The following is a 22620-nucleotide window of genomic DNA, read 5'->3' on the forward strand; positions in this document are numbered from 1 at the left end:
CGTCGGTCAGGAGGCGGTCTCCTCCGTCGCCTCCAGCCCCTCCAGGCTGTCCATGAAGGAGGAGACGGAGAACACCGCGCGCCCGGGACCGGCCGGACCGTAGCCGGGCGGGGAGCTCAGGCCGAACTCCTCCAGCGTCGCGCGGTAGGTCTCCAGCAGGCGGACGTGGTATTCGAGGGGCGCGCCCATCGGGTTGGCCTTGCCCAGCGGGGTCGTCGGCTCCGGGCACCAGGTGGTGAAGCGCGGGACGACACCGTGCGACATGAAGAACCGCAGGCCCTCCTGGGTCGACGCGATCGCCTCGCTCACCTTGGTGAAGCCGAAGGGCTCGGCCATCTCGATGCCCGCCACGAAGTTCGGGATCACGTTGCGCGGGCCGAACACCTCGGTGGAGTCCAGGATCCTGCGGTGCCATTCGTCGCGGCCGACGTAGCGCTCCTTGCCCGGGCAGTGGAGCTTGAACAGGTACTCGTCCCACACCTCGAAGTTGGGGTGGTAGATCTTGACGCCGTGGTCGTGGAAGCGCTGCACGGCGTCGCGCGGCAGGGCCTGCGCGACGACCTTGCCCGTCCAGCGGCCGGGGAAGCGCTCCTCGATGGCCTGCGCGTACTGGCCGTAGAAGTCGGCCTCGTCACGGCCGCCGACCTGGGAGGTGATCGAGCCGCCCGTGAGGGTGTAGGCCCGGGAGATGCCCGCCGTGTCGTACCGGTCGATGATCTCCAGCGCCTCCAGCACCTCCTCGACCGGCTTCACCCCGGTGTAGGGGCGGCCGGCCGCCTTGTGCTGGCGCCAGTTGTGGTTGATGTCGCAGAACTGGCACTCCTCCTTGGCGCCGAAGTACTGGCACACCCGGAAGACCGTCAGGTAGATGAGGTAGCCCCACTGGATGGTCGGCGCGACCTCCATCACCGACTTGCCGTTGGACAGCTTGTGCTTGTAGTACTCCGGCATCGGCGGCAGGCCGACGTCCGAGATCCGTACGCCGTCCAGGTACAGGCCGAGCGCGCCGTCCTCCCCGCCGCGCACGACGTACGGGGAGTCCGGGTTGACCCGTACGGAGACCACGGTGCGGCGCAGCTCGTACGGGCCGCCGGTGAGCACGATCTCCTCCGGGGGCCGGTTCAGCGCTGCGGCGCCGAGCTCCGGGAGGGTGCGGTGGTCGAAGGAGAAGATGAAGTACGACTTGGGCTTGATGTCGCCCGAAGACCCGTCGGCGCCCCCGCTGAGCGCGGACTCGTCGAAGGCCATGCCGCCCCGCAGGAGGTCTTCCTTGATCACGGCTTCCCGGGGCACGTGCGGGAAGCGCCCCATCAGGTCCTCGATCAGCGCGGTACGGCTGGGACTCTCCATCTGCGGCTCCATTCCAGGCTTTGCCGGTCCGGCGGCCCGCCCCCTTGGCGTTCCGCGCGGCACGGCGGTGATCTCACTGTAATCAGGACGCCCGGGCCCCGGTGCAGCGCCTCCTGGGCAGCCCGCCGGCCTCGAAACCTTCGCCTCGTACCACCACGCGGTGCTCGACCCGGCCACGGGAGCGCAGCTCACCAGCTCGTTCCTGGGCATCGGGCTGGTCTGCAACCCGCTGCGGATGACCGGCACCACCGGCCCGGACGGCACCCTCTACCAGGGCACCGAGACCGGCGTGGTCAGGATCACCAGGGGGTGAGCGCCGCCGTGGGGGTGCGCGGGGGCTGATTCCAGGGTTCCGCCGAGGCGGGCGCGGGCCGGGGCCAGGGCGTCCGCCGAGGGCGCCGTGATGATCCAGCGCTCTCCGACGAGGTACGTGCCACCGTACTGCCGGGACTCCGCCAGCCAGGCGGAGCGGCCCTGCGCCGTACTGAAGGTGGCGAGCCGGAAGGCCTGCGCGTCCACTGCGCAGGCGCCCTCGCGCACCTCCTGCGCGTCGACCGTCACCTCGGGGACGCAGCCCAGGGCGGCCGCGATCCGGTCCAGTTGCTCGGGGGCGGGGGGCGGGGGCGCCGCTCGCCCCCCGGCGCCGCCCGCGCTGCCTGCTCCTCCCGTACCTCCCGCGCCCGCGGTGCAGCCGACGCAGAGGAGGGTGGCGAGCAAGGCGATCGCGCGGGGCACGCGTCGTGCCCCGTTTCCCGTGCCGGGCACGGCCGGTCAGCCCGCCGCCGGGATCTTCTTGCCCGCGTCGTCCACCGCGAACCAGAGTCCCTGCAGGCCGTGTCCGTTGGTCTGGCCCGGTGCGGTGTCTCCGGTGAAGAGGTAGACCGGCCAGCAGTCGATCGTCAATTGGCGGGTTCCGTCGGGACGTTGTACGGAGCCGACCAGTCCTGCGGGAATTCCGACGGCCTTTTCCCCTTCTACGGGTTCTGCGGGCTTCCAGGTGTCCAAACAGGAATCGAGGCAGCCGAATTTCATCGGCCAGGCGCTGTCCTTTCCGAACCGGTAGAGGGTGCGCCCCCGGGAGTCCACCATGAGCTTTCCGAGTTTCGCGTCCTCCACGGCGGAGAGCGGTGCGGATTCCTTTTCCGGCTCCGCCTCCGCCGCCTTTCCTCCGTCCCGCGCCAGTGCGCGCCAGGTGCCGCCGACGCCCTCGCCCTTCGCGTCGCCCGGCCCGGTGTCCTTCGCGTACCGGTACACGGGCCACCCCGCGAGCGTGAGCTGGCGGGTACCGTCGGACCGCTCGACCGAGCCGAGCAGCCCTGCGTCGATGCCGGCCGGGGCCTGGGCCCCGTCCGCCGGGACCGGGGGCCAGAGGGTGGCGCAGGCGTCCTCGCAGTTCGACCGGGACGGCCGGGCGGTGTCCTTGTCGAACCGGTAGAGCGTGGCTCCGGCCGCGTCGGTGACCGCGCTGCCGACCTCGGGGATCTCCCTGACCGCCAGCCTGCCGGCCGGGGTCGCGTCCGCGTCGGCGGGGTCCGCGCCCGAACCGGCGTCGGCATCGGCGTCCGCCTCCGCCTCCGTGCCCGTGTCCGCCTCCGACCCCGCTCCGTAGCCCTTGCCGTCCCCGGCGCCGTGCCCCACAGCCCGTTCCGCTCCCGCCGCCCGGACGGTCACCGTACGGGCGCCCCCGTCCTCGCTGCCGCATCCCGACGCCAGCAGAAGCACCGTCAGCATCGATCCGGCGGCGGCCGTGGTCGCCCGGTTCCTGTTGCCCATGGGAGTTCTCTCCTTAGATTTCCATCCGGCGCGCTTCCGTCGGGATATTCATAAGGGCTGCGGGGACCGCCGTAATCAATGGCGCGGGAATTTGTCAGATCACGCCAAAGCGTGAACTCATTCCTGGATGCGGAGCGCGAGCGCCGGGCAACGGCGCACCGCACGCAGTGCTTTCGGCCGCAAGGGGCCGGGCACCGGCATGACGCCGCGTGCCGGATATCCGTCCTCGTCGAGGCGCACGACATCGGGGAGAAGGTCCACGCAGAGGCCGTGCCCCTTGCACAACGTCCAGTCCACGACGAGCCGTTCGGGGCTCTCGTCCGCGGGCAGCGGCAGGGCGCCCAGCACGCGCCGTCCACAGCCGCTGCCCAGCGCATGGTCACGGAACTCGTCGGGGAAGACGGCCAGCGCAGAGGCCACGAACGAGGAGGTGCCGTCCGGGTGTGAGCAGGCTCCCCGGCCGCGCACCCCCCGCATCCGGGCCTGTACGGCGTCGAGGGCCGCCCCGCCCCCGCCGGCCACGAGCCGTTCCACGGCGTCGGCGAGCGAGGGCAGGCCCCGTACGCACGGTCCGCACTGGCCCGCCGACTCCCGTGCCAGCCAGCGCGCGACCCGGGCCACCTCGCCCGCCGGGCACGTGTCCTCGGGTAGCGGCAGTACCGCGCCGGCGCCCAGGACCGCGTCGTAGGCCGCCAGCGACTTCCGCGAGATCAGCGCCTCGCGCGCCGCCCCCGGGTCCAGCCAGCGGCCGTGGAAGCCGCCCACCAGCACCCCTTGTCCGGGCACGGTGCCGCACAGGTCCAGTACGTACGCCAGGGACGTGCCCAGGGGCACCTCGACGACGGTCGTCCCGGCGACGGTCAGCAGGGTCGTGCCGGGTTCGTCGGGCAGTCCGGCCGTGCCGTACGCGGGCGCGCCGAGGCGGGCGGCGACGGCGAGCTGTGCGTACGTCTCCGCGTTGGACAGCAGGGTGGGCAGGCCGCCGAGTCCTCGCTCGCTGGTCCGCGTCCGGTGCCCGGAGGGTACGGCGGCGCCGCCGTCCAGGCCGTTCACGAGGGCGCTGCCCTCGCCCGTGACGAAGCGTTCGGGGAGCCGGACGACACGCACCCGCCGCCCGGCCGGTCCCCGTTCGGCGACGGCTTCGGTGAGCGAGCGCTCCACGTCGGGCCGGGTGACGCCGACGACCACGTCCTCGGCACCGAGCGCGGCGGCGGCCACCAGCGCGCCGTCGAGCACGAGGTGCGGCACGTAGAGGAGCAGGGCGGCGTCCTTGAGGCAACTCGGTTCGCCTTCGGTCCCGTTGACGACCACGGCGGTGCTTCCGTCCTGCCCCCGGGCGGACCGGATGACGGCCCGGAGCTTGCGGGCGAAGGGGAAGCCCGCTCCCCCGCGCCCGCCCAGGGCGATGCCCTCGGCGAGTTCGACGAGTTCGTCGGAGGGGTAGCGGGGCAGCGCGCCGTGCACGCTCAGATGCCCGGCCCGGTCCAGCCGCTCGGCGGTGTCGAGTCCGGCCAGCAGCCGGGGCGCTCCCACGCAGCCGAGGGCGGGCCGCGTGCCGGAGCCGCCGTTCACCGTCCGCTCCGTACGCCGTCGAGCGGCCCGGGCGACGGCGGGACGGACGGCGGCGGGACGCGCGGCCCCGCGGACGGCTCCGCTGCCCGTTCCGGGCGGGCGGGGAACACCGTGACACCGGGCTGCCGGGTCAGGCGCGCGGTCAGCAGCTCCGCCGCCCACTCCGCCGGCCTGCGCACGAAGGGCGCCGGCCGGTGAGGCGGCGCCTGCCCGGGCACCCGGGACGGTACGGACGGCGCGTGCGGCGGGGACGGCGCCGGCGGCTCGGCCGGTGCGGCCGGCGTGCCGGACGGGCGCGCGGCGGCGAGCGTACGGAGCTTCGCGCGCAGCCGCAACGCGAGCAGGCCGGCGACGGCGACCAGGCACAGGGCGTACCCGACGGTCACCCAACCACTGGCGGCGCGACCGGACTTGAGTCCGTGCACCAGCGAGGCCCCCCAGGCCGGGTACGCACCCATGTGCAGGGCCCGCCACCACAGCGACCGCCCCCGGGTGGCGAAGGCGCCGCGGACGGCTCCGGAGACGGCCACGGCGACGAACCCGTATCCGGCCAGGCTGCCGAGGCCGATGAGCAGGGGGCGCTGTCCGTCCGTGAACGGCAGGACCACGGCGGCGGCGTCGGTCCGCGAGCGCGCGACCTTGATCCACACGTGCAGGAGGAGGAAGCCGAGTCCGGCGACGGCCAGGCCGCGGTGCGCGGCTTGGGCGACGAGCCGGTGCCCGGAGGCGAGCAGTCTGCGGTCGGTGGCCGCCAGGCCCCACAGGACGGCGCCGGTCAGGGAGACCAGCGAGAGCACCCCGGCCGCGTAGTCGAGGAAGTCCCACAGGCGGGTCAGCGCGCCGGCGCGGGCCGCCACGAGCAGGGCGGCCAGGGCCGCGAGGCCCGCCGCGCCCAGGGCCGCGGGGTGCGGTCCCCCGGCGGCGGACAGCAGCGGGGGACGCCGCACCGCCCGCCGGCCGGAGCCGCTCGGCGTCGCCGGCGTCGACGCCGTCGGGGAGAAGGCTGCGGATGCGGGGCCGGACACGGAGCGGCCGGATTCCGGGCCCGCTACCGGCCCGGATGGCGTTCCGGCGTGGCGTCGGGTACCGCCTCTCGTGCGGCGGGCCCGGTGCGAACGGCCGGGCGGGCGGGGCTGGAGCAAGGGCATGTGGTCTCCCATACGTCCGGACCCGAGCACTTCCACCTCGCGCTCGGCGCCCGGGGGTCGACGTCGTAACCGCTCCTCGGCGGGCGGGAGATGGGCGCCTGGCCCACCGCGCCGGCCGGGAGCGGGGGCCGGAGTGCAGAAGCATCGTGGAGGTATGCAAGCGCTCCACAGGATTTATCGAAACGTGATAATTTCTGGCCCTCGCACAGCCATCGCATCGAACATCCCCGGAAGATTCCCTTCCAGTGGTGCGGTTGCGACGGGGTTGACACCTGATCCGCCGCCGCACCTCCCCGACGGCGATCGAGCCGATGCCGCGGGACTGCGGGCTTGCCACCGTCCCACGGGGCAGGCGATACCCCGGCTTGAACGAGGTAACAATGTGCGAACTTCTGAACCGCATCTGGTCCCGCCCCCGCGGCGAGTGGACCCGGGTCCTGCGCAAGGAACTGCCCACGCTCGCGGCGGGGATGGTGGAGGAGCTACGGGAGACCGTCCCCGGATTCTCGGCGCTCGTCGAGGACATCGGCGACGAGGTGGTCAGACGGAGGATGGAGGGCGCCCTGCTCACCGCCCTCGGTTACCGCGAGGGCGCCGGCGGCGCGGGGTGCGGGGAGACCACCCGCGCGGCCGACGGAGCCGACCCGGCCCGCGCGCAGGAGCCGTCTGACGACCACGCGCAGCCCCGGTCCGGCCCCGGACCCACCGCCCCGACGGCCGCGGCCTTCGAAACCGAGCACGCCCGGCCCCACCCACACGCCCACGCCCACCCCGACTCGGACCCGGACCCGCACCCGGCCTTTCGCGGAGGGGAGTTGCCACCGCTCCAAGCAGTCCCCTTACAACGCTTCGGCTCGGTCCGTGAGCAGGCCCGGCGCGAGCTCTTCGCCCTGCTCACGGGTGACACCCCGCACCGCGAAGCGGGCCTCGCCGAGCTGGCCGAGCTGGCCGGACCGGCCGGATGGCCGCTCCCCGTAGCCGTACGGGCGGTGGCGCTGGCCTCGCCCGGCGAGACTCAGCAGCTCGCGGCCCTCCTCGACGACTGCCTCGGCGGGATGGTCGCGGGCCAGCCCTGCCTGCTCGTCCCGACCGCCGACCCGGAGGCCCGTACCGCCCTGGACGGCGCGCTGCGCGGCCGGCTCGCCGTGGTCGGCCACCCGGTGGCCCCGGGCGACACCGCCTCCTCCCTGCGCTGGGCGGTACGTCTGCTCGCGCTGGTCCCGGCGCACAGCAGGTCCGGGCCGGACGCCCGGACCGTGTTCGTGGACGACCACCTCTCGACGCTGCTCCTCCTCCAGGACGAGCCGCTGGCCCACGCGCTCGCCGCGCGCTGGCTGCGGCCGCTGGCGGACCTCACCCCGCGCCAGAGCGAGCGGCTCGAAGTGACCCTGCTCGCCTGGCTGGAGGGCGGCGGAGCTCCCGAGGCGGCGAAGGCGCTCAGCGTGCACCCCCAGACGGTCCGCTACCGGATGCGCCAGCTGGAGAAGCTCTTCGGGCCCGGTCTGCGCGACCCGCGCACCCGCTTCGAACTGGAACTGGCGCTGCGCAGCCGCCGGTTGATGGCCCAGGTGCGGCTGCGGCCGGTCCGCGGCAGCCGCCGGGCGCGCGTGGTGGCCGCCGACTTCCGCCCGTCTCCGGGCGACGGCCGCATCGCCCGCGTCAACGGCCTCTAGATGATGGGGCAGCACCCCTCGTTTCTCACGTGAGGCCCTCTTGGGCGCGACGCCCAGGAGGGCCTCGGATCCGTCGACGGTGGTCGTCAGACCACCCGGGCGCGAGCAGGCACCTCGCGGACGAGGAGCAGTGCCACGGTGCCCAGGAGGGTCCCGGTGATGCGGCGTTGCACGGTGGCCCAGGTGGGACGTCGCCCGAGGAAGGTGGCGATGGCGCCGGCGCCGATGACGATCAGGGCATTGACGGTCAGGCTCACCGCGATCTGAAGCGACCCGAGCGTCAGGCCCTGCACCGTCGGACTCCCGCGATGCGGGTCGATGAACTGCGGGATCAGGGTCAGGTACATGATCGCGGCCTTGGGATTGAGCAGGTTCGTCACCAGCCCCATGCGGAAGAGTCGGGCCGGACTGTCACGGGGAACGTCACGGACCTCGAACACCCCTCGCCCTCCGGGGCGCAGGGCCTGCCAGGCGAGGTGGACCAGATAGAGGACGCCCGCGGCTTTGAAGCCGATGAACAACCAGGGCACGGCGACGAACACGACCGCGAGGCCGAGGTTGCCCATCAGCATGTAGACGACGAAGCCGACGCCGGTGCCGGCCAGGGAGACGAGCCCCGCGGCGCGCCCCTGGCTGATGCTGCGCGAAACGAGGTAGATCATGTTGGGCCCGGGGGTCAGGGCCATGACCAGCGCGGTGAGTGTCATTCCGAGGACGGACGCACCGAGGACGGGTGAGGACAACGGGGTGAGGGACATGACCCCACCCTGATGTAATGGCCTTATGCACCTCAACCCTTACGGCGAGTATGCCGTGCTCCTCGCCCGTTCCCTGGCCGACGACTGGCCCGGCACCCGGTCCGGGATCGTCGAGCGGACGCGCGAGTTCGGCATGACGATGCCCTTCCCCGAGCGGCCCGACGATCACGCCCGCTGCCGGGCGGTGCTGGATGACTGGATCCGGGTCGTCGACGCCCGCGACCCGGACGAGCGGGCGGCGATCCTCAACGAGCAGATGGCCACCGCGACCGCGTATCCACGCCTGACCGACCACAACGGCGAGGGCTGGCACCTGCACTACCGCGACGTCGACGACGACCTGGCGCGAGTCCTGCACGCCGTGTTCAGCGTCGGCACGGCCCTCCACCTGACGACTCGCGGCATGAACCGCCTCGGCCGGTGCGCGGCCGACCCCTGCACGAACGTCGTCGTCGACACCTCGCGCAACGGCACCCAGCGGTACTGCTCACCGCGCTGCGGCAGCCGCGACGCCGTCCGCCGCCACCGCGCTCGCCTGCGCGAGCGGTGACGGCTCGCGCCGCGCGCCTGCTCGCCGAGGACGGCCTCGTGCCACCGTCCCGGTCGCGGCCGTCAAGGGACGGCCGTGACGACACGGCCGCACCGGCCTCCGGTTAATCCTTTGCCGAGGAACCGACGGACCGGCTACGTTCTCCCGGCCGTCCCTGTTGATCCGGACCGGCACCGTCGACGAGGAGGTGTGGAGCACATGCGCAGGAGTGCCCGGCAGTTGAGCCCGCGTACTGACCTTTGCCACCTCCTCACGACGGAGACACCTTGTCGCTCCACATCACGCCGCTGACCGACCCCGCTCACGGGGCGCACAGCCGGCGCCTTGCATGGCTGGCGTCCGACGCCGATGCCAACCCTGTCGGGACGGCCTTTCTGCGCCTGTTCGACGGCGGACAAGCGCACTTGGCCGAACTCACCCTCCACGTCCACCCCGTGGAGCGCCGCGAGGGCGTCGGCTCCCGGCTGCTCGACACTGCCGTGGCCGCCGCCCGGGACGACAACCGGCGCTGCGTCGTGGCGCAGGCCGGGGCCGGATCGCCCGGCGACGACTTCTTGGCGGCCCGCGGCTTCCGCAAGGTCCTCACTCTGAGGTTCGCCCGCCTGCCCCTGGCCGATGTGGACATCCCCTCCCTGGCGGAGATCATCGAGCGTCCGCATTCCGGCTACCGGCTGGCGTCCTGGCAGGGAACCGTCCCCGACGATCTCGCCCAGACCTTCGCCGACTCACGTCGCGCCATGGACGACATGCCCATGGAGGACACCGACCACGGCACCACGGCCTGGGACGTGGACCGGGTCCGGGCTGCGGCCAAGGCGGTCGAACAGCGCGGCGACCACCTGCACACCGTCGTCGCCATCGACACCTCCAACGGCTCGATCGCCGGGTTCACCGAACTCGTCGTGCCCGGCGACGGCACAGGTGATGCCCAGCACTACGGCACCGGCGTCCTGCCCGAGCACCGCGGACACGGCCTCGGCCGATGGATGAAGGCCGAGTCGATCCGACAGGCCCACGGGGACCATCCGAACCTCGGCGGCCTCCTGACCGACACCGCCGACAGCAACACGCACATGAGACACATCAGCGACAGCCTGGGCTACCTGCCCACGCACACGACGCGCCAGTACCAGCTCGACCTGTAGGGACGAGCAGGCGAGGCGGCGCCGGCCCCTGAACGTGCCTCGGGGCCGGCGCCGCCTCTCGTCGGGTCAGCGGCAGGTGCGGCCGCCGTTGACGCAGCGCACCGCCCGGGCCATCAGCTGGTCCGGCATGACGTTGATGAAGTCCCCGTGGTCGGTGACCGGCTTGTGCAGTTGCTCGGGGAAGCTGTCCACCGCGAAGCGTGCGCCGGGGGGCGTCGCGTAGACGATCCGCTGCACCAGTTGCGGGACGGCCTTGAAGCCCGCCGGGCAGGAACCGTCGCGGGCGGCGAAGGCCACGTGGGTGCGGTGGTTGGCGCTGTCGGTGTTCTTTCCGTCCCAGCAGCTCTGGAAGGCGAACGTCCGTACCACGTCGGTGCCCTTGGGGCAGATCGGGTACTTGTCCTTCAGCTGGCGGTTTTCGAAGCCGGTGCAGCTCCACGAGGCGTTGGCGTTGGCCGGGCCGTTGGTGAAGGCCTTGGCGTCGCCCGTGATGATCCTCAGGAAGCGGGGCATGGCGGTGACCCGGGAGACGGGGCTGCCCTTGAACTGGATGGTCACCTGCTTGGGCCGCAGGATCGTGCCCACGTTGGCGTCCTGGCCGCCGCCGGGGGCTCCCGCGTCCTGCTCGGCCTTGCCGTCGCGCAGCCTCAGCACCGGCCAGTAGTAGGTGGACAGGTCTCCGTTCGTGCAGGTGGTCGCGGAGGCGGCGAGGCTGTTGTTGGTGGAGAAGGCGTCCGTGGTCTTGTTGCCGACGTAGTCGTGCATGTGGTGGGCGCCGTTGCTCACCCCGGGGGCGACGATCACGTTGTCGGGGTTGAGGTGGCGCTCGTCGTTGCGGCCGCATTCCACGGAGAAGGAGCCCTTGGAGGCACCGGACTTGGGGTCCGGGCGCCGGACGTTCGGCTTCACCGATCCGATGGCCACGAAGTCGGAGCGGGCCGGCCCTCCCTTCAGGACGGTGTCCGCGCCGGCCCGGGCGGCCTCCTCCTCGGCGGCCGGTGCCTCCCGCATCGCGCAGGCGCTCAGCTCCGCCAGCCCGTCGGGGCGGGCGGCGGTCCGTCCGATCGCTTCGGAGACCCGGCCGATCGACGTGTCGCGCCGGTCCTTCAGCTCGCCCAGCAGCGCGTCCGCCGGCGCCCGGCCGGTGGCGAGCCGCTGGTAGGCCTCGGCGATCTGGGTGTCCAGACCGGCGAGTTCCCGGTCCACCTCGCCGCGCACCTGATCGGGAACCTCGCGCAGCCGCTCGCCGACGTCGGGGCAGTCAATGGTGGCCGTCACCGGCGCCGACCGCGCCGGGTCCTGGCCCGCGGAGGCCACCTGGCCCGCGATCACCACCCCGGCGCCGCCCAGGAGCAGTGCGGACGCCGCGGCGAGCGCCTTGTACAGGGGACGGACCTTGCGTTTGTGCCCTGCACCGTCCCGGCGCGCCGGGCCTTGCGTGGAGTCGTTGTCGTGCATGTGATCACTTCACTTCCTCGGTCGGGTGTCGGTGGGAGGGGCGGGCGCGGGGACGGGGGGAGGGCTGTCCGCGAGACCCTCGAAATCGACCAGTCCGCTGGCTTCGAGGACCGCGATGTGGTCCAGGACCGTGGCGTTGGCGTCCGTGGCGAGCTCGCGGACCACGGAGTTGCGGGTCTGCGCCCGCACTTGGGCGACGAGCGTGAAGACCTTGCCGTGCGCCCGCCGCAGCAGCTGCACGAACAGCCGCTCGTACGTCGCCCCTTGGGCCCGTTCCAACTGGTCGAGCCAGGCCTGCTGCTGACCGGACGGCCGGTCCGGCAGTTCGACGCCGAGCGCCTGGCCCACCTCCAGGACCCTCCGGTCCAGTTCGGCGTGCCCTTCCACGAGGTGCTCGCCGGCCGTCCGCACCGATCTGCGGGTCCCCCGTTCCTGGGCCTGCTTGCCCGCGGGCAGTTCCCACAGGCCGGCGAGGCGGACCTTGCGCACGAACTCGCGGTCCTGCGCGGTCAGCGGCCCGAAGGCCGTGTTCATCACCCCGGCACCGTCGTCATCGGCGGAGGCGGAGGCGGGCGAGGCGGCGGGGGCGGACGCCGGGGCCGGGGCGGCCGTGGCGGTTCTTCCGCCGAAGCTCCGTACCGGTATCAGCAGCGCGATCAGCGTGAGGGCGAGGGCGCCGATGACGATGCCCGTGCCCATCACGTGTCGCGAAGCGACCGACATGCCGCCGACGTTCGTCCGACGGATTGACAGCACTGTGCCTCCTTGGCTCCCGGGACGATCCGGGAGCCGCACGGAGCACGCCGCTCCCCGGTCCCCGGGTGCCAAGGGACGCTAGCGCCGACCACGCCTCCCCCACCGAAGGCCCATCCGGACTGGACAAACATCCGGGCGACCCGCCGAAAGGCTGCTACGGTGCCGCGCGCCCGGCCGCCGCACGGCCCGCGCTCCCGACGCCTGACGTGAGGACAAAAACCCCGGCGCGTCGGCCAGTTGTCCGGATTTCCGGTCATTCGCGAGGAGTAGAGGGACCCGCCCCTCAGGTGGATTCGCCCGGGCCGCGGGGTGACCCAGGGTGGGGGCGTACCACCGCCCACCCGAAAGGAACGGCCCTCGTGCGCAAGAAACGACTGGCATCCCTCCTGGCCTCCGCCGCGCTCCTCGCGAGCTCCGTGCCGCTGCTCGCGGCCGCCCAGGCTTCCGCCCTGCCCGCCGGTGCATCCCTGTCCGCCGACAGCGTCCTGTCCACCGACACCGAGATGTCCGCCGATACCTTCCGGGCCGATGCCGCGTACCTGCGGCAGAAGCCGGCCTGGCACCGGTGCGCCGCCGATCAGCCGGCCACCTACGAGTGCGCCAGCATCAAGGTGCCGCTCGACTACCGGCGGCCCGCCGGACGCACCCTCGACCTGGCGATATCCCGGGTGCGGAGCACGAACCCCGCCAAGCGCCACGGGGTCCTCCTGATGAACCCGGGCGGACCGGGCGGGAGCGGGCTCGATCTGCCGCTGGCCCTCGGCGAGGTGGTCCCCCCGGAGGTGGCCGAACAGTACGACCTCATCGGCTTCGATCCGCGCGGGGTCGGCGCCAGCAGTCCCATCAGCTGCGGGCTGACCGAGGCCGAGCAGGGCATCGACCGGCCGTACCGGCCCGGGTCCTTCCCCTCCGACGTGGCCTGGGCGCGGAACATCGCCGAGAAGTGCCGGGAGAAGGCCGGCTCCGTGCTCCCGTACATCACGACCCGCAACACCGCACGCGACATGGACACGATCCGTGCCGTCCTGGGCGAGCGGAAGCTCTCGTACCTGGGCTACTCCTACGGGACGTACCTCGGCGCGGTGTACACGCAGATGTTCCCCGGCCGGACCGACCGCTTCGTACTCGACAGCGGCGTCGACCCGGACCTGATCTGGCGGAACATGTTCCGGAGCTGGGCCACGGAGTCCGAGCCGGCTTTCGCCCGGTGGACGCGGTGGGCGGCGGAACGCTCGGGCGAGTACCACCTGGGCGAGAGCCCCTCGGCCGTGTCGAAGACCTTCTGGGACCTGGTGGCGCGGGCCGACCGGGATCCGATCGTCTTCCAGGGGGAGAAGATCAACGGCGACGACATCCGCGGCGCCCGCGCGCTGTTCTTCTATCCGTCGCAGGTCACCCCGCTGGTGGCGGCCCTGAAGGACGCGGCCGACGGAAAGCCCGCCGTCACTCCCGGCGCCTCCGGGCCCGACTTCAACATGAAGCGGGCGCTCGCCGGCGAGTCCGGGCCGGCCCCGGCCGGGCCGGCCTCCGACAACGGCGTCGCCGTCCTCTGGAGCGTGGTGTGCGGGGACACGGACTCCTGGCCGCGCAATCCCGAGCGGTACCGTCGCGACGCGGTCCGGGACAAGGCCGCGTACCCGCTGTACGGCGACTTCGCCTCGAACATCAAGCCCTGCGCCTTCTGGCCGCGGCCGCTGGAGGCCGAGACCCCGATGAAGACGCGGGCCGCGGTGCTGACCGTGCAGAACGAGTGGGACTCGCAGACCCCGCTGGCCAGCGGCCAGGGCATGCACCGGGCGCTGAAAGGCTCGCGGATGGTGCTGGCTCTGGGCGCCGAGGGGCACGGGGTGTACCTGGCCGATCCCTCCTCCTGCGCCGCAGCCCCGGTCACCGCGTACCTGACCACCGGGCGGCTGCCCGCCGAGGACATCGCCTGCCGTACGCCGGCGCCCGGCGGGAACCGTCAGGTGGCGCCGGTGAAGCCGCTGCCGATTCCGTCCGGGCCCGGACGCTTCTGATCCGGCGATCCGGTGACCCGGTGACCTAGCGATCCGGTGACCTGGCGATCCGGAGACCCGGCCCGGGCCTCAGCCCAGCCGTGGGGACGCCTCCGCCGCCGCCTTGATCCGGCGGCCGAAGTCGGGGGCGTCCTTGCGCGCCGCGCTCAGGGCGAGGCCGACCAGGAGACGGCCGAAGCCGTGCCCGGTCAGGGTGTTGAAGACGCGCAACCGCGTCCGGCCTCCGGGGAGTTCGGACAGGTCGTAGCCGCCTTCGGCGGTCACCAGGTTGTGGCTCAGCTCCGTCCAGCGGATCCGCCCCGGCGCATCGAGTTCGGTGATCTGGAACTCCCGGGCGGTCTTCATTCCGGCGTCCTTCACCGTGCTGCGGAAGACCGTCCCGACGGCGGTCGGGGCGTCCGGGCTCCGGGTGATCCGCTGGACGCGCGGGCTGAACTCCGGGTCGTTGCGCCCGTCCGCGAGATACGCGAACACCTCGGCGACGGGCCGGTCGATCTCGACGCTCGCCTCGAACAGTCCGGACATGTCCGCTCCTCACCACACGCCCCGCCGCCGGAGACAGAACCGGAACCCCTTCTTCCACGATCGCAGAGCCCCGCTCCGGCCGCACCGCCGCACCCTCAGGCCCCACCGGAGGCCGAGGGCCCGGCCCCGGCCCCCCGGTCGAACAGCGCCACGTCCGCGGTCAGCGAGTCCAGCCAGGCCATCGCGGTGTAGAACACCGGCGGCGCGCCCTCGGGTCCGGCCCGGCGGGGGGCGGGACCGGCGGGACCGGGCTCCGGCGGCCCCGCGGTGTGGACGGGGTCCGCGGCCGCCGCCGCGCGGTGCAGCCCGGCTGCCACCCAGGCCCCGTACTCCCGGACCATCGCCTCCTCGCACGGGCCGGGTGGGGTGCCGGGGGGCCTGCGGCCGCCCCACAGGACGTGGTGGCCGGTCATCATCGCCGCCTGCCAGTCCTCGCCCGCGGCGGCGGCCGGACGCTGCCGTTCCGTCTGGTACTGGGCGTACGCGCTCTCCGCCAGGGCCAGCGCGTGCCGCACCCGCTGGTCGGGCTCCACCGCGCGGGCCCGGCCGAAGGCCGCCGTGGCCGCCTGGACGTCGTCGGCCGCGGCGTGCAGCAGCCCGGCCACGGCACGCCCCAGTTCGTCGTGGGCGCCGCGCGGCCAGGCCAACAGTCCGCACACCATCCCGATCGCACTGCCGACCAGTACGTCCAGGAACCGGACCTCGGCCAACTGCCACGTCACGGGGGCGAGCTGGGCGAAGGCCATGGCCACCACCAGGGTGAACATGGCCTGCGCCCAGCCGACGCCGCGCACGGGCCCGACGCAGAACGCGAACAGCATCAGCGGCGGCAACAGAAACGCGTACACCGTGCTCGCCTCCCCGGCCAGCGCGAGGACCCCGCCCGCGGCGACCGCGCCCACCAGGGTGCCGATCAGGGCGAGCCGGACGGTGGCCCGGGTCTGCACGGCGTTGGTGCGGGTCAGGCTGATGACGGCGAGCATCGCCCAGAACCCGTGCGGCAGGGAGTCCAGTCCGGCGACGGCCCGGGCGACGGCGAGGGCCACGCCGAGCCGGACGGCGTTCTGGAAGTGCACGGACCGGGGCCCGGTGTTCCCGGCCAGCCGGTACCACCAGAGCCGCACCGGCCCCTCCTCGGCGTACCAGAACCGGTCGGGTGGCCCGGCGGCCGGTCCCACGCCCGGCCCCACCACGTCCGCGGCCCCCGCACGCCCCCGTACCGCGATCCCGGCGGCGCCGCGCAGCACGAGCGCGGCCTCCGCCAGCTCGACCAGGGCGGCGTTGCGGAACCCGGGCCCGGGCCCCGTCACGGGGGCCCGGGCGAGGGAGACCTGCAGGTCCCGCAGCCGCGAGGAGTCCGTCGCGGGCGGGCTCCCCGCAGCGAGCAGCCCGGCCGTCCCGGCGGCCGACTCGCGCACGGCCGCCACGAGGTCCAGCCCGGCCGTCGCGGTGGCCGGGCCGGGTTCCGGCGGGGGCAGGGACCGGAGGCGGGCCAGCAGGGTGCGGGCCGCCAGCCCGGTGTGGGCCAGCGCGCGTTCCCGTACGCCGGGCCCCGCGGGCCGCTGCGCCTCCCCGACCCGGGAGGGCCGCAGGGACTGCTCCCGCTCCGCGGCGCGGGCGGCCTCCGCCGCGCGGAGGGTGTGGGGCGGCCGCTCCAGCACGGCGGCGTACCGCGACGCCTCGGCCGCGGCTGCGGCGGCCAGGTCCCGGTAGCCGGGGACGACCGGGTCGGGCAGGACGGTGGCTTCGGCGAGGATCAGCAGCAGGATCCCGACGACGGTGCCGGTCAGCCGCTGGCCGAGGGTGTCGGGGGCGTACGGCGGGAAGCTGGGCAGGATGTACAGCAGCTGGAGCCCGGGCGCGGCGCCGGCCAGGCGGGGTCCGGCCGCCGAGGAGAAGGCCACGCAGAAACCGATGACCAGCATGCCCGCCACGGCGGCCCAGGTCCGCACCGACAGCCAGGTTCCCAGGGCCACCAGCGCGCAGGCGGCGGGGAGCACCCGGGCGACGACCCGGGCCCGCAGGTGTCCGCTGCCGGGGATCCGGGAGAGCCCGGCCAGCGCGACGGCGGCGAAGAGCGCGTAGGTGGCCTCGACGGGCCGGTCCAGCCCGTACAGGAACACGTAGAAGCCGATGCCGGCGGCGAGGGTGACCCGGACGGCCCGCCGCGCGGCCGCCGGCAGGGGGCCGGTGCCCGTACGGAGCTCCATGAGGGCGGCACGCACCCTTTCAGCGTGCCACCGGGAGCCCGCGCGGTCCTGCGGTATCGCTTGACACTTCGTCAGGGAGGGCGCAACTTATATCGGCAGCCCGATATAAGTAGGCACCCGATACAGGTCGGCACCCGACAGGGACGCGGCACCCGGCGCGGCCCGGCATCCGACGCGGCCCGGCCCCCGACACGGGTCGCCGTCCCGATACGACCAGCACCCACCCCGGAGGCCCGGTGGAGCCGTCCCCCACACGAGAACAGCCCCGGCGCCGCACCCCGCAGGCGCAGCGCACCCCGCAGGCGCAGCGCAAGTCCGAGAGCCGCGCCCGCCTCATCGACGCGGCGGCCGACCTCTTCGCCCGCAAAGGGTTCCACGCCGTCTCCGCCGAGGCCGTCGCCGAGGCGGCCGGGCGCACCACGGGCGCGCTCTACAGCCATTTCGGCGGCAAGGAGGGCCTGCTGCTGGCGCTCCTGGAGGTGTGGAAGGAGCGCACCAGCGAGGAGCTGGCCGCCGAGATCGCGGCCGGCGACCCGGCCGACCCCGCCGTCCACTTCTCCGCGATGTGGGGCAGCCTCACCCGCCCGCACCCCGAGCACGGCGACTCCTGGCTGCTGCTGGAGACGGAGCTGTGGCTGCACGCCGCCCGCGGCCCCCTCATCGGGGACCGGCTCGCCCAGCGGTACACCGAGGTCCGCGCCCAGCTCGGCGAGGGCCTGGCCGACTGGGCCGAGGCCACCGGCACCCCCCTGCCCCGTACGCCGGAGGAGACGGGCACCCTCGTGCTCGGCATCCTCCTGGGACTCGCGATGCAGCACCGTCTCGAACCGGGCGCCGTCCCCGACGCGCTCGTCGTCGAGGCCCTCGGCGCCGTCCTGGGACTCGGCAGGGCCTGCTGACCCGTAGACCCCGATCCGTCCGACCCTGCCGTACAACCCCGATCCGTACGACCCCGCCGCGCCACCCCGATCCGTCCGACGAAGGGAACCGTCCCGTGCTGCCCACCGGCGAAATAGACCTCCTCGAGGACACCTGGGCCCGTGAGGTCCCGCACGCCCAGTTCACCCGGCTGCGCCGCGAGGACCCGGTCCACTGGCACGAGGTGCCGGGTCCGCACGCCGGCTTCTACGCCGTCACCCGGCACGCCGACGTGAAGGCCGTCAGCCGCGACCCCGAGCTGTGGTCCACCGAACTCGGCTCGTTCATGATCCGCGACCAGAACCCCGAGTCCCTGGAGACCCTGCGCCTGGTCCTCCTGGGCATGGACGCCCCGCGCCACTCCCGGTACCGCTCGCTGGTCAGCGCGGGTTTCACGCCCCGGGTCGTACGCAGGCTCGCGGCCCGGATCCAGGAGCGGGCGGTCACCCTGGTGGAGCGCGCGGTCACCCCGGGCCGGGACATGGACTTCGTCGCGGAGGTCGCCGCGTGGCTGCCGATCCAGACGATCTGCGAGATGGTCGGCGTGCCCGAGGGGGACGAGCGGCTGATCTTCGACTGGAGCAACCGGATGGCGGGCTCCCAGGACCCCGAGCTCTCGGCCGGCAAGCACGACAGCGATCTCGCGGCCGCCGAGATCTACGCCTACTGCGACGCGCTGGCCGACGAGCGGCGGGCCCGCCCCCGCGAGGACATCCTCTCGACGCTGGTGCACGCCGAGGTCGACGGGGACCGGCTGTCGCCGGACGAGATCAACATGTTCTTCGTACTGCTCTGCGTCGCGGGCAACGAGACCACCCGCAACCTGCTCTCCGGTGCCCTGATCGCCCTGATCGACCACCCTTCGGCGCGCGCCGAGCTGGCCGCGGCCCCCGAGGACGAGGCCCTGTGGACCACGGCGACGGAGGAGTTCCTGCGCTGGGGCGGTTCCATCCACAACTTCCGGCGCACCGCCACCCGTGACACCGTCCTGCACGGGCGGCCCGTCGCCGAGGGGCAGAAGGTGGTCACGTACTACACCTCCGCCAACCGCGACGAGGAGGTCTTTGCCGACCCCTTCGCCTTCGACATCCGCCGCACCCCGAACGAACACCTCACCTTCGGGGGCGGCGGTCCCCACTTCTGCCTGGGGGCCGGCCTCGCACGCACCCAGATCAAGGCCCTGGTCCGGGAGCTCCTGCGGCGCCATCCGGAGGTGTCCCTCACGGGGGAGGTACGCCGCCTGCGCTCGGACTTCATCAACGGGGTCAAGTACCTCCCCGTCCGTTTCGGATAGCGGCCCCGGGACCTTCGGCCCTCCGGGAGCACCCGACGCCCCTGTTACAGTGGTCGGCAGCGAAGGGGAGTAGTCCCGAAAACCGCTGGTCGACATACTGGACGCCTCGACGGGTCCCGGCCACCGGGCCACCGCGCTTCACGTGCGGGGCGGACGAGACCTTCGGCCAAGGCATGACCCGTCCCACATCACCGTGTGGGCCGCTTCGTCGTGCCGGGCCGAGTGGTTCTTCCCGTCGCCTCCCGCTGGGTGCCGATCCGAGCCATCAGAGCCCGGCTCCAGCAGAAAGCAGCACCCGGAATGGCTCTCGACCCCGTGGCGATCTTCACCGCCTTCGGTCTGATCTTCCTTGCCGAGCTCCCCGACAAGACCATGTTCGCCTCGCTGGCCATGGGCACCCGGATGCGGCCGCTGTACGTGTGGTTCGGCACCTCCGCCGCGTTCATCGTGCACGTGGCCATCGCGGTCGGTGCCGGAAGCCTGATCGGCATGCTGCCGAACATGGCCGTCAAGCTGACCTCCGCCGCCCTGTTCGCCTTCGGCGCCGTCGTCATGCTGCGCTCCGGGGCGGACGACGACGAGGCGGACTCGGCGGCCAAGGCCGTCACCGGCTTCTGGCCCGTATTCGCCACGGCGTTCATGGCCGTCTTCATCGGCGAATGGGGTGACCTGACGCAGATCACCACCGCCAACCTCGCCGCCACCAACGGCTGGCTGCCCACCGCGATCGGTTCCGCCGCGGCCCTCATGTCGGTCTCCGCCCTCGCCCTGGTCGTGGGCCGGTTCATCGCCAAGCGGGTTCCCCTCAAGACCGTCCAGCGCTTCGGCGCCCTCTGCATGGCCGTCCTGGCCGTCTGGACGCTCGTCGAGGCCTTCACCGGCTAGACCACAGCCGTCACTGCGCCGGCGGCAAGGCCTTGAGCAGGGCGAAGACCGCCCCGCTCGGGTCGGCCAGCCAGGCGATCCGCCCCACGTCGGGCACGTCCGCGCCCGGCATCAGCACCGCGCCGCCGGAGGTCCGCGCGGCGCCCACCACTGCGTCCACGTCCGCGACCGCGAAGTACGGCACCCAGCGCGCGTCGCTCTCCCCCTCCATCAGCGGCGCCACCCCGCCGAAGGAGCCGTCCTCCTGGTCCCCGTCGGCGGTGCTGAGCACCTGGTAGGTCATGCCGGGCGCCTCCATCTCCCGTGCGCGCATCCCGAAGAGGGCTCCGTAGAAGGCGAGCGCCGCCGTCGGATCCGGGACGTGCAGCTCGACCCAGCACAGCGAGTTGTCGGCGGAGGTCAGCTCCAGTCCCGGTGTCCGGCCCGGCTGCCAGACGGCGAACTCGGCGCCCTGCTGATCGGTGTACTGCGCGAGCCACCCCTCCCCCATGACGTCCATCGGCTCGACGCGGACGGCGCCCCCGCCGTCGCGCACGCCACGGGTGGTGGCCTCCAGGTCGTCGGTCCGGAAGTACACGGTCCACGCGGAGGTCGCCCCCGGGTCGAGCTGCCCGACCGCGGCGACGTTCTTCCCGTCCGCCCGGAAGAACCCGTACCCGCCGGTCTCGGGTCCGAGCAGGTGGAACTCCCAGCCGAAGACGGCCCGGTAGAAGGCCGCGGCCCGGGGGATGTCGGGGCTCCCGAGGTCGATCCAGTTGGGCGAGCCGGTGCGGTAGTCGGTACCGAGCATGGGTTCCTCCTGCGAAGGGGTTTCGCATGCGAGGTACCCGCACGGCGGCCCCTCACCCCGCTCTCCCCTCCCACCGCCACACGTACGGGTACCCCCGGCGCACCGCATTCGGCCGGTGCGCGCCTCGGCGTCCCACCGGTCCGGCTCCTAGTACGGACCGCCGCGGACCAGCACGCTGCCCTGGTGGCGCGGGCGGTCGCCCCGGTCGTGGGCCGCGTCGGAACGGTCGGCGGGGGCCGAGAGCCCGGCGAGGGTCCGCAGGGTCTCCAGACCGGCCATGACCTCGTCACGGCGTGCCGCGGACTTCATCCAGGCCGGCAGCCGGGCGAACATCGACAGCGTCGGGGAGGTGTGCCGTTCCCGCAGCCGGGCGCCCACGTAGGCGGCGAGGGCTTCGACGTGCTCCAGGTCGTAGGCCCACAGGATCCGTCCCGCGCAGCGGGTCTGCAGCCAGAGCGGACGCCGGAAGAACGGGTCCTCGGTGCCGCCGACCGAGACCCCGACCAGGGCGGGCCCCCGCTGCTGTGCCGTCCAGTCGGCAAGGGCCCCGCAGCCCCCACAGACGAGGCGGCGGGGCTCGAAGAGCAGGTGCCGGACGTACTTCGGCTCCGCGAGCCCGGGCCGCGGCACGACGAGGGCGCGTCCGCCGCACCCCGGGCAGACCACGAGCACCCGGCCGGTGAACTGGGCCAGCCACGTGCCGTGGTCCCGATGGCGGACCGGTTCGGTGGTCGCGGTCTCGGAACTCGCCGAGGAAGAGGAGGGCGAGGAGGGAGGGTTCGATGAGGGAGGGGTCGACGAGGAGGGAGGGGAAGGCATGGGGGACATGCTGCCAGCCCCTCCCCCGCCGGTCAGGTGCCGCCCGGCGCTCACCGCAGGGTGGGCGTGGTCTCGGTTCCGATGTGGGACAGCTTCTCCGGGTTGCGGACGAAGTAGAGGCCGGTGATGCGGGTGTCCTCGACGTGGAAGGCGATGACTCCGTCGAACTCCCCGTCGATGTGGACGGCCAGGGCCGGGGTGCCGTTGACCATGGTGGGGGCGAGGGAGAACGAGATGCCGCCCTTGTCGGCCTTGCCCGACATGCCGGCGAAGACGCGGGCCACGCTGACGGCGCCGACGATCGGCCGCAGTGCGGCGTGCTTGATGCCGCCGCCGTCGCCCATGTAGACGACCTCGGGGGCGAGCACGTCGAGGAGGCCCTGCAGGTCCCCGGTTTCGAACGCCCGCCGGAACGATTCCACGGCTGCCCGGGTCTCTCTCGCGGAGACCGTCCGGCGGGGGCGGCGGGCGTCGACGTGCTTGCGGGACCGGTGCGCGATCTGCCGGACGGCCGCCGGTGTCTTGTCGACGGCGGTCGCGATCTCCTCGTAGTCGAGGCCGAACACCTCGCGGAGCACGAAGACGGCCCGCTCGGTCGGCCCGAGCGTCTCCAGGACCAGCATCATCGCCATCGACATGCTCTCGGCCAGTTCCACGTCCTCGGCCACGTCCGGCGCCGTGAGCAGGGGCTCGGGCAGCCACTGGCCCACGTACGCCTCCTTGCGGCGGCTCATCGTCCGCAGCCGGTTCAGTGCCTGGCGGGTGGTGATCCGCACCAGGTAGGCGCGCGGATCGGTGACCGTGCCGAGATCGACGCCCGCCCAGCGCAGCCAGGTCTCCTGGAGGACGTCCTCGGCGTCGGCCGCCGAGCCGAGCATTTCGTAGGCGACGGTGAACAGCAGGTTGCGGTGGGCGACGAAGGTCTCGGTCGCCGTATCAGGGCCCTGCGAAGGGATGTCCATGGTCAGTTCTCTTCCG

Annotated in this window: 21 protein-coding genes; 8 read left to right on the forward strand and 13 right to left on the reverse strand. The window is 73.3% G+C overall.

What is annotated here, in order from left to right; genetic code table 11:
• Positions 1-6: 6 nt before the first annotated feature.
• Positions 7-1350 (reverse strand): radical SAM protein, encoded by a 1344-nt coding sequence (locus tag OG276_RS00815; RefSeq protein WP_266901633.1) that lies wholly within the window; start codon positions 1348-1350, stop codon positions 7-9.
• A gap of 160 nt (positions 1351-1510) precedes the next feature.
• Here OG276_RS00815 and OG276_RS00820 point away from each other — a divergent pair, with 160 nt between their 5' ends.
• Complete coding sequence (locus OG276_RS00820; RefSeq protein ID WP_266901635.1) at positions 1511-1663, forward strand: hypothetical protein; 153 nt, start codon at positions 1511-1513, stop codon at positions 1661-1663.
• On the opposite strand, the gene OG276_RS00825 is transcribed toward OG276_RS00820, so the two are convergent.
• From OG276_RS00825 to OG276_RS00840, 4 genes are all read right to left on the reverse strand, one after another.
• Positions 1618-2085: a hypothetical protein gene (locus tag OG276_RS00825; RefSeq protein ID WP_266901637.1), complete on the reverse strand. Its 468-nt coding sequence runs from the start codon at positions 2083-2085 to the stop codon at positions 1618-1620. The two genes, OG276_RS00820 and OG276_RS00825, sit on opposite strands and share 46 nt — an antisense overlap.
• 36 nt (positions 2086-2121) lie before the next feature.
• Positions 2122-3123: an SCO0930 family lipoprotein gene (locus OG276_RS00830; protein WP_266901639.1), complete on the reverse strand. Its 1002-nt coding sequence runs from the start codon at positions 3121-3123 to the stop codon at positions 2122-2124.
• Between the two features lie 117 nt (positions 3124-3240).
• Entirely contained in the window at positions 3241-4695 is a 1455-nt protein-coding gene (locus OG276_RS00835; RefSeq protein WP_266901641.1) for an NADH-quinone oxidoreductase subunit NuoF family protein, read from the reverse strand.
• Complete coding sequence (locus OG276_RS00840; protein ID WP_266901643.1) at positions 4692-5720, reverse strand: hypothetical protein; 1029 nt, start codon at positions 5718-5720, stop codon at positions 4692-4694. The genes OG276_RS00835 and OG276_RS00840 overlap by 4 nt, the downstream gene beginning before the upstream one ends.
• Before the next feature lie 503 nt (positions 5721-6223).
• On the opposite strand from OG276_RS00840, the gene OG276_RS00845 reads away from it, so the two are divergent.
• Positions 6224-7516: a CdaR family transcriptional regulator gene (locus tag OG276_RS00845; RefSeq protein WP_266901645.1), complete on the forward strand. Its 1293-nt coding sequence runs from the start codon at positions 6224-6226 to the stop codon at positions 7514-7516.
• Positions 7517-7602: 86 nt separating this feature from the next.
• Here OG276_RS00845 and OG276_RS00850 read toward each other — a convergent pair whose 3' ends face one another.
• A complete protein-coding gene (locus tag OG276_RS00850) occupies positions 7603-8274 on the reverse strand; it encodes a LysE family translocator (RefSeq protein ID WP_266901647.1) in 672 nt (223 codons plus the stop codon).
• A gap of 25 nt (positions 8275-8299) precedes the next feature.
• On the opposite strand from OG276_RS00850, the gene OG276_RS00855 reads away from it, so the two are divergent.
• Both OG276_RS00855 and OG276_RS00860 read left to right on the forward strand, forming a co-directional pair.
• Positions 8300-8824, forward strand: coding sequence for a CGNR zinc finger domain-containing protein (locus tag OG276_RS00855; protein WP_266901649.1), 525 nt, complete (start codon positions 8300-8302; stop codon positions 8822-8824).
• 266 nt (positions 8825-9090) lie between these two features.
• Positions 9091-9969 (forward strand): GNAT family N-acetyltransferase, encoded by an 879-nt coding sequence (locus tag OG276_RS00860; RefSeq protein ID WP_266901651.1) that lies wholly within the window; start codon positions 9091-9093, stop codon positions 9967-9969.
• A gap of 66 nt (positions 9970-10035) precedes the next feature.
• On the opposite strand, the gene OG276_RS00865 is transcribed toward OG276_RS00860, so the two are convergent.
• Together OG276_RS00865 and OG276_RS00870 are read right to left on the reverse strand one after the other, a co-directional pair.
• Positions 10036-11427 (reverse strand): DUF1996 domain-containing protein, encoded by a 1392-nt coding sequence (locus tag OG276_RS00865; protein WP_266901653.1) that lies wholly within the window; start codon positions 11425-11427, stop codon positions 10036-10038.
• Between the two features lie 9 nt (positions 11428-11436).
• Complete coding sequence (locus tag OG276_RS00870; protein ID WP_266901655.1) at positions 11437-12183, reverse strand: DUF4142 domain-containing protein; 747 nt, start codon at positions 12181-12183, stop codon at positions 11437-11439.
• Between the two features lie 359 nt (positions 12184-12542).
• Between OG276_RS00870 and OG276_RS00875 the strand changes: the two genes are divergently transcribed.
• Positions 12543-14201: an alpha/beta hydrolase gene (locus OG276_RS00875; RefSeq protein WP_266901657.1), complete on the forward strand. Its 1659-nt coding sequence runs from the start codon at positions 12543-12545 to the stop codon at positions 14199-14201.
• A gap of 69 nt (positions 14202-14270) precedes the next feature.
• On the opposite strand, the gene OG276_RS00880 is transcribed toward OG276_RS00875, so the two are convergent.
• Both OG276_RS00880 and OG276_RS00885 read right to left on the reverse strand, forming a co-directional pair.
• A complete protein-coding gene (locus tag OG276_RS00880) occupies positions 14271-14726 on the reverse strand; it encodes an SRPBCC family protein (protein WP_266901659.1) in 456 nt (151 codons plus the stop codon).
• A gap of 95 nt (positions 14727-14821) precedes the next feature.
• Positions 14822-16951 carry an FUSC family protein gene (locus OG276_RS00885; protein ID WP_266901661.1) on the reverse strand — a complete coding sequence of 710 codons (2130 nt, stop codon included), beginning with the start codon at positions 16949-16951 and terminating at the stop codon, positions 14822-14824.
• A 221-nt stretch (positions 16952-17172) separates the two neighbouring features.
• Between OG276_RS00885 and OG276_RS00890 the strand changes: the two genes are divergently transcribed.
• From OG276_RS00890 to OG276_RS00900, 3 genes are all read left to right on the forward strand, one after another.
• Positions 17173-17835, forward strand: a complete 663-nt coding sequence (locus OG276_RS00890) for a TetR/AcrR family transcriptional regulator (RefSeq protein ID WP_266901663.1) — start codon at positions 17173-17175, stop codon at positions 17833-17835.
• Between the two features lie 95 nt (positions 17836-17930).
• Positions 17931-19148 carry a cytochrome P450 gene (locus OG276_RS00895; protein WP_266901665.1) on the forward strand — a complete coding sequence of 406 codons (1218 nt, stop codon included), beginning with the start codon at positions 17931-17933 and terminating at the stop codon, positions 19146-19148.
• Between the two features lie 300 nt (positions 19149-19448).
• Positions 19449-20033 (forward strand): TMEM165/GDT1 family protein, encoded by a 585-nt coding sequence (locus tag OG276_RS00900; protein WP_266901667.1) that lies wholly within the window; start codon positions 19449-19451, stop codon positions 20031-20033.
• Positions 20034-20043: 10 nt separating this feature from the next.
• Here OG276_RS00900 and OG276_RS00905 read toward each other — a convergent pair whose 3' ends face one another.
• The 3 genes from OG276_RS00905 to OG276_RS00915 all read right to left on the reverse strand — a co-directional run bounded on the left by OG276_RS00905 (position 20044) and on the right by OG276_RS00915 (position 22604).
• Positions 20044-20823 carry a VOC family protein gene (locus tag OG276_RS00905; RefSeq protein ID WP_266901669.1) on the reverse strand — a complete coding sequence of 260 codons (780 nt, stop codon included), beginning with the start codon at positions 20821-20823 and terminating at the stop codon, positions 20044-20046.
• 147 nt (positions 20824-20970) lie between these two features.
• Positions 20971-21642: a hypothetical protein gene (locus tag OG276_RS00910; RefSeq protein ID WP_266901671.1), complete on the reverse strand. Its 672-nt coding sequence runs from the start codon at positions 21640-21642 to the stop codon at positions 20971-20973.
• Positions 21643-21692: 50 nt separating this feature from the next.
• Positions 21693-22604, reverse strand: coding sequence for an RNA polymerase sigma-70 factor (locus OG276_RS00915; RefSeq protein WP_266901673.1), 912 nt, complete (start codon positions 22602-22604; stop codon positions 21693-21695).
• Between the last annotated feature and the right edge of the window lie 16 nt (positions 22605-22620).

It is taken from the genome of Streptomyces sp. NBC_00086 (genome assembly GCF_026343255.1).
Lineage (GTDB): Bacteria > Actinomycetota > Actinomycetes > Streptomycetales > Streptomycetaceae > Streptomyces.

Excerpts from the sequence above, each read along its gene's own strand:
- OG276_RS00815 (WP_266901633.1), bottom strand. The coding sequence starts at position 1,350 with ATGGAGAGTCCCAGCCGTACCGCGCTGATCGAGGACCTGATGGGGCGC.
- OG276_RS00830 (WP_266901639.1), bottom strand. The coding sequence starts at position 3,123 with ATGGGCAACAGGAACCGGGCGACCACGGCCGCCGCCGGATCGATGCTG.
- OG276_RS00845 (WP_266901645.1), top strand. The coding sequence starts at position 6,224 with ATGTGCGAACTTCTGAACCGCATCTGGTCCCGCCCCCGCGGCGAGTGG.
- OG276_RS00850 (WP_266901647.1), bottom strand. The coding sequence starts at position 8,274 with ATGTCCCTCACCCCGTTGTCCTCACCCGTCCTCGGTGCGTCCGTCCTC.
- OG276_RS00855 (WP_266901649.1), top strand. The coding sequence starts at position 8,300 with ATGCACCTCAACCCTTACGGCGAGTATGCCGTGCTCCTCGCCCGTTCC.
- OG276_RS00865 (WP_266901653.1), bottom strand. The coding sequence starts at position 11,427 with ATGCACGACAACGACTCCACGCAAGGCCCGGCGCGCCGGGACGGTGCA.
- OG276_RS00880 (WP_266901659.1), bottom strand. The coding sequence starts at position 14,726 with ATGTCCGGACTGTTCGAGGCGAGCGTCGAGATCGACCGGCCCGTCGCC.
- OG276_RS00900 (WP_266901667.1), top strand. The coding sequence starts at position 19,449 with ATGGCTCTCGACCCCGTGGCGATCTTCACCGCCTTCGGTCTGATCTTC.
- OG276_RS00905 (WP_266901669.1), bottom strand. The coding sequence starts at position 20,823 with ATGCTCGGTACCGACTACCGCACCGGCTCGCCCAACTGGATCGACCTC.
- OG276_RS00910 (WP_266901671.1), bottom strand. The coding sequence starts at position 21,642 with ATGCCTTCCCCTCCCTCCTCGTCGACCCCTCCCTCATCGAACCCTCCC.
- OG276_RS00915 (WP_266901673.1), bottom strand. The coding sequence starts at position 22,604 with ATGGACATCCCTTCGCAGGGCCCTGATACGGCGACCGAGACCTTCGTC.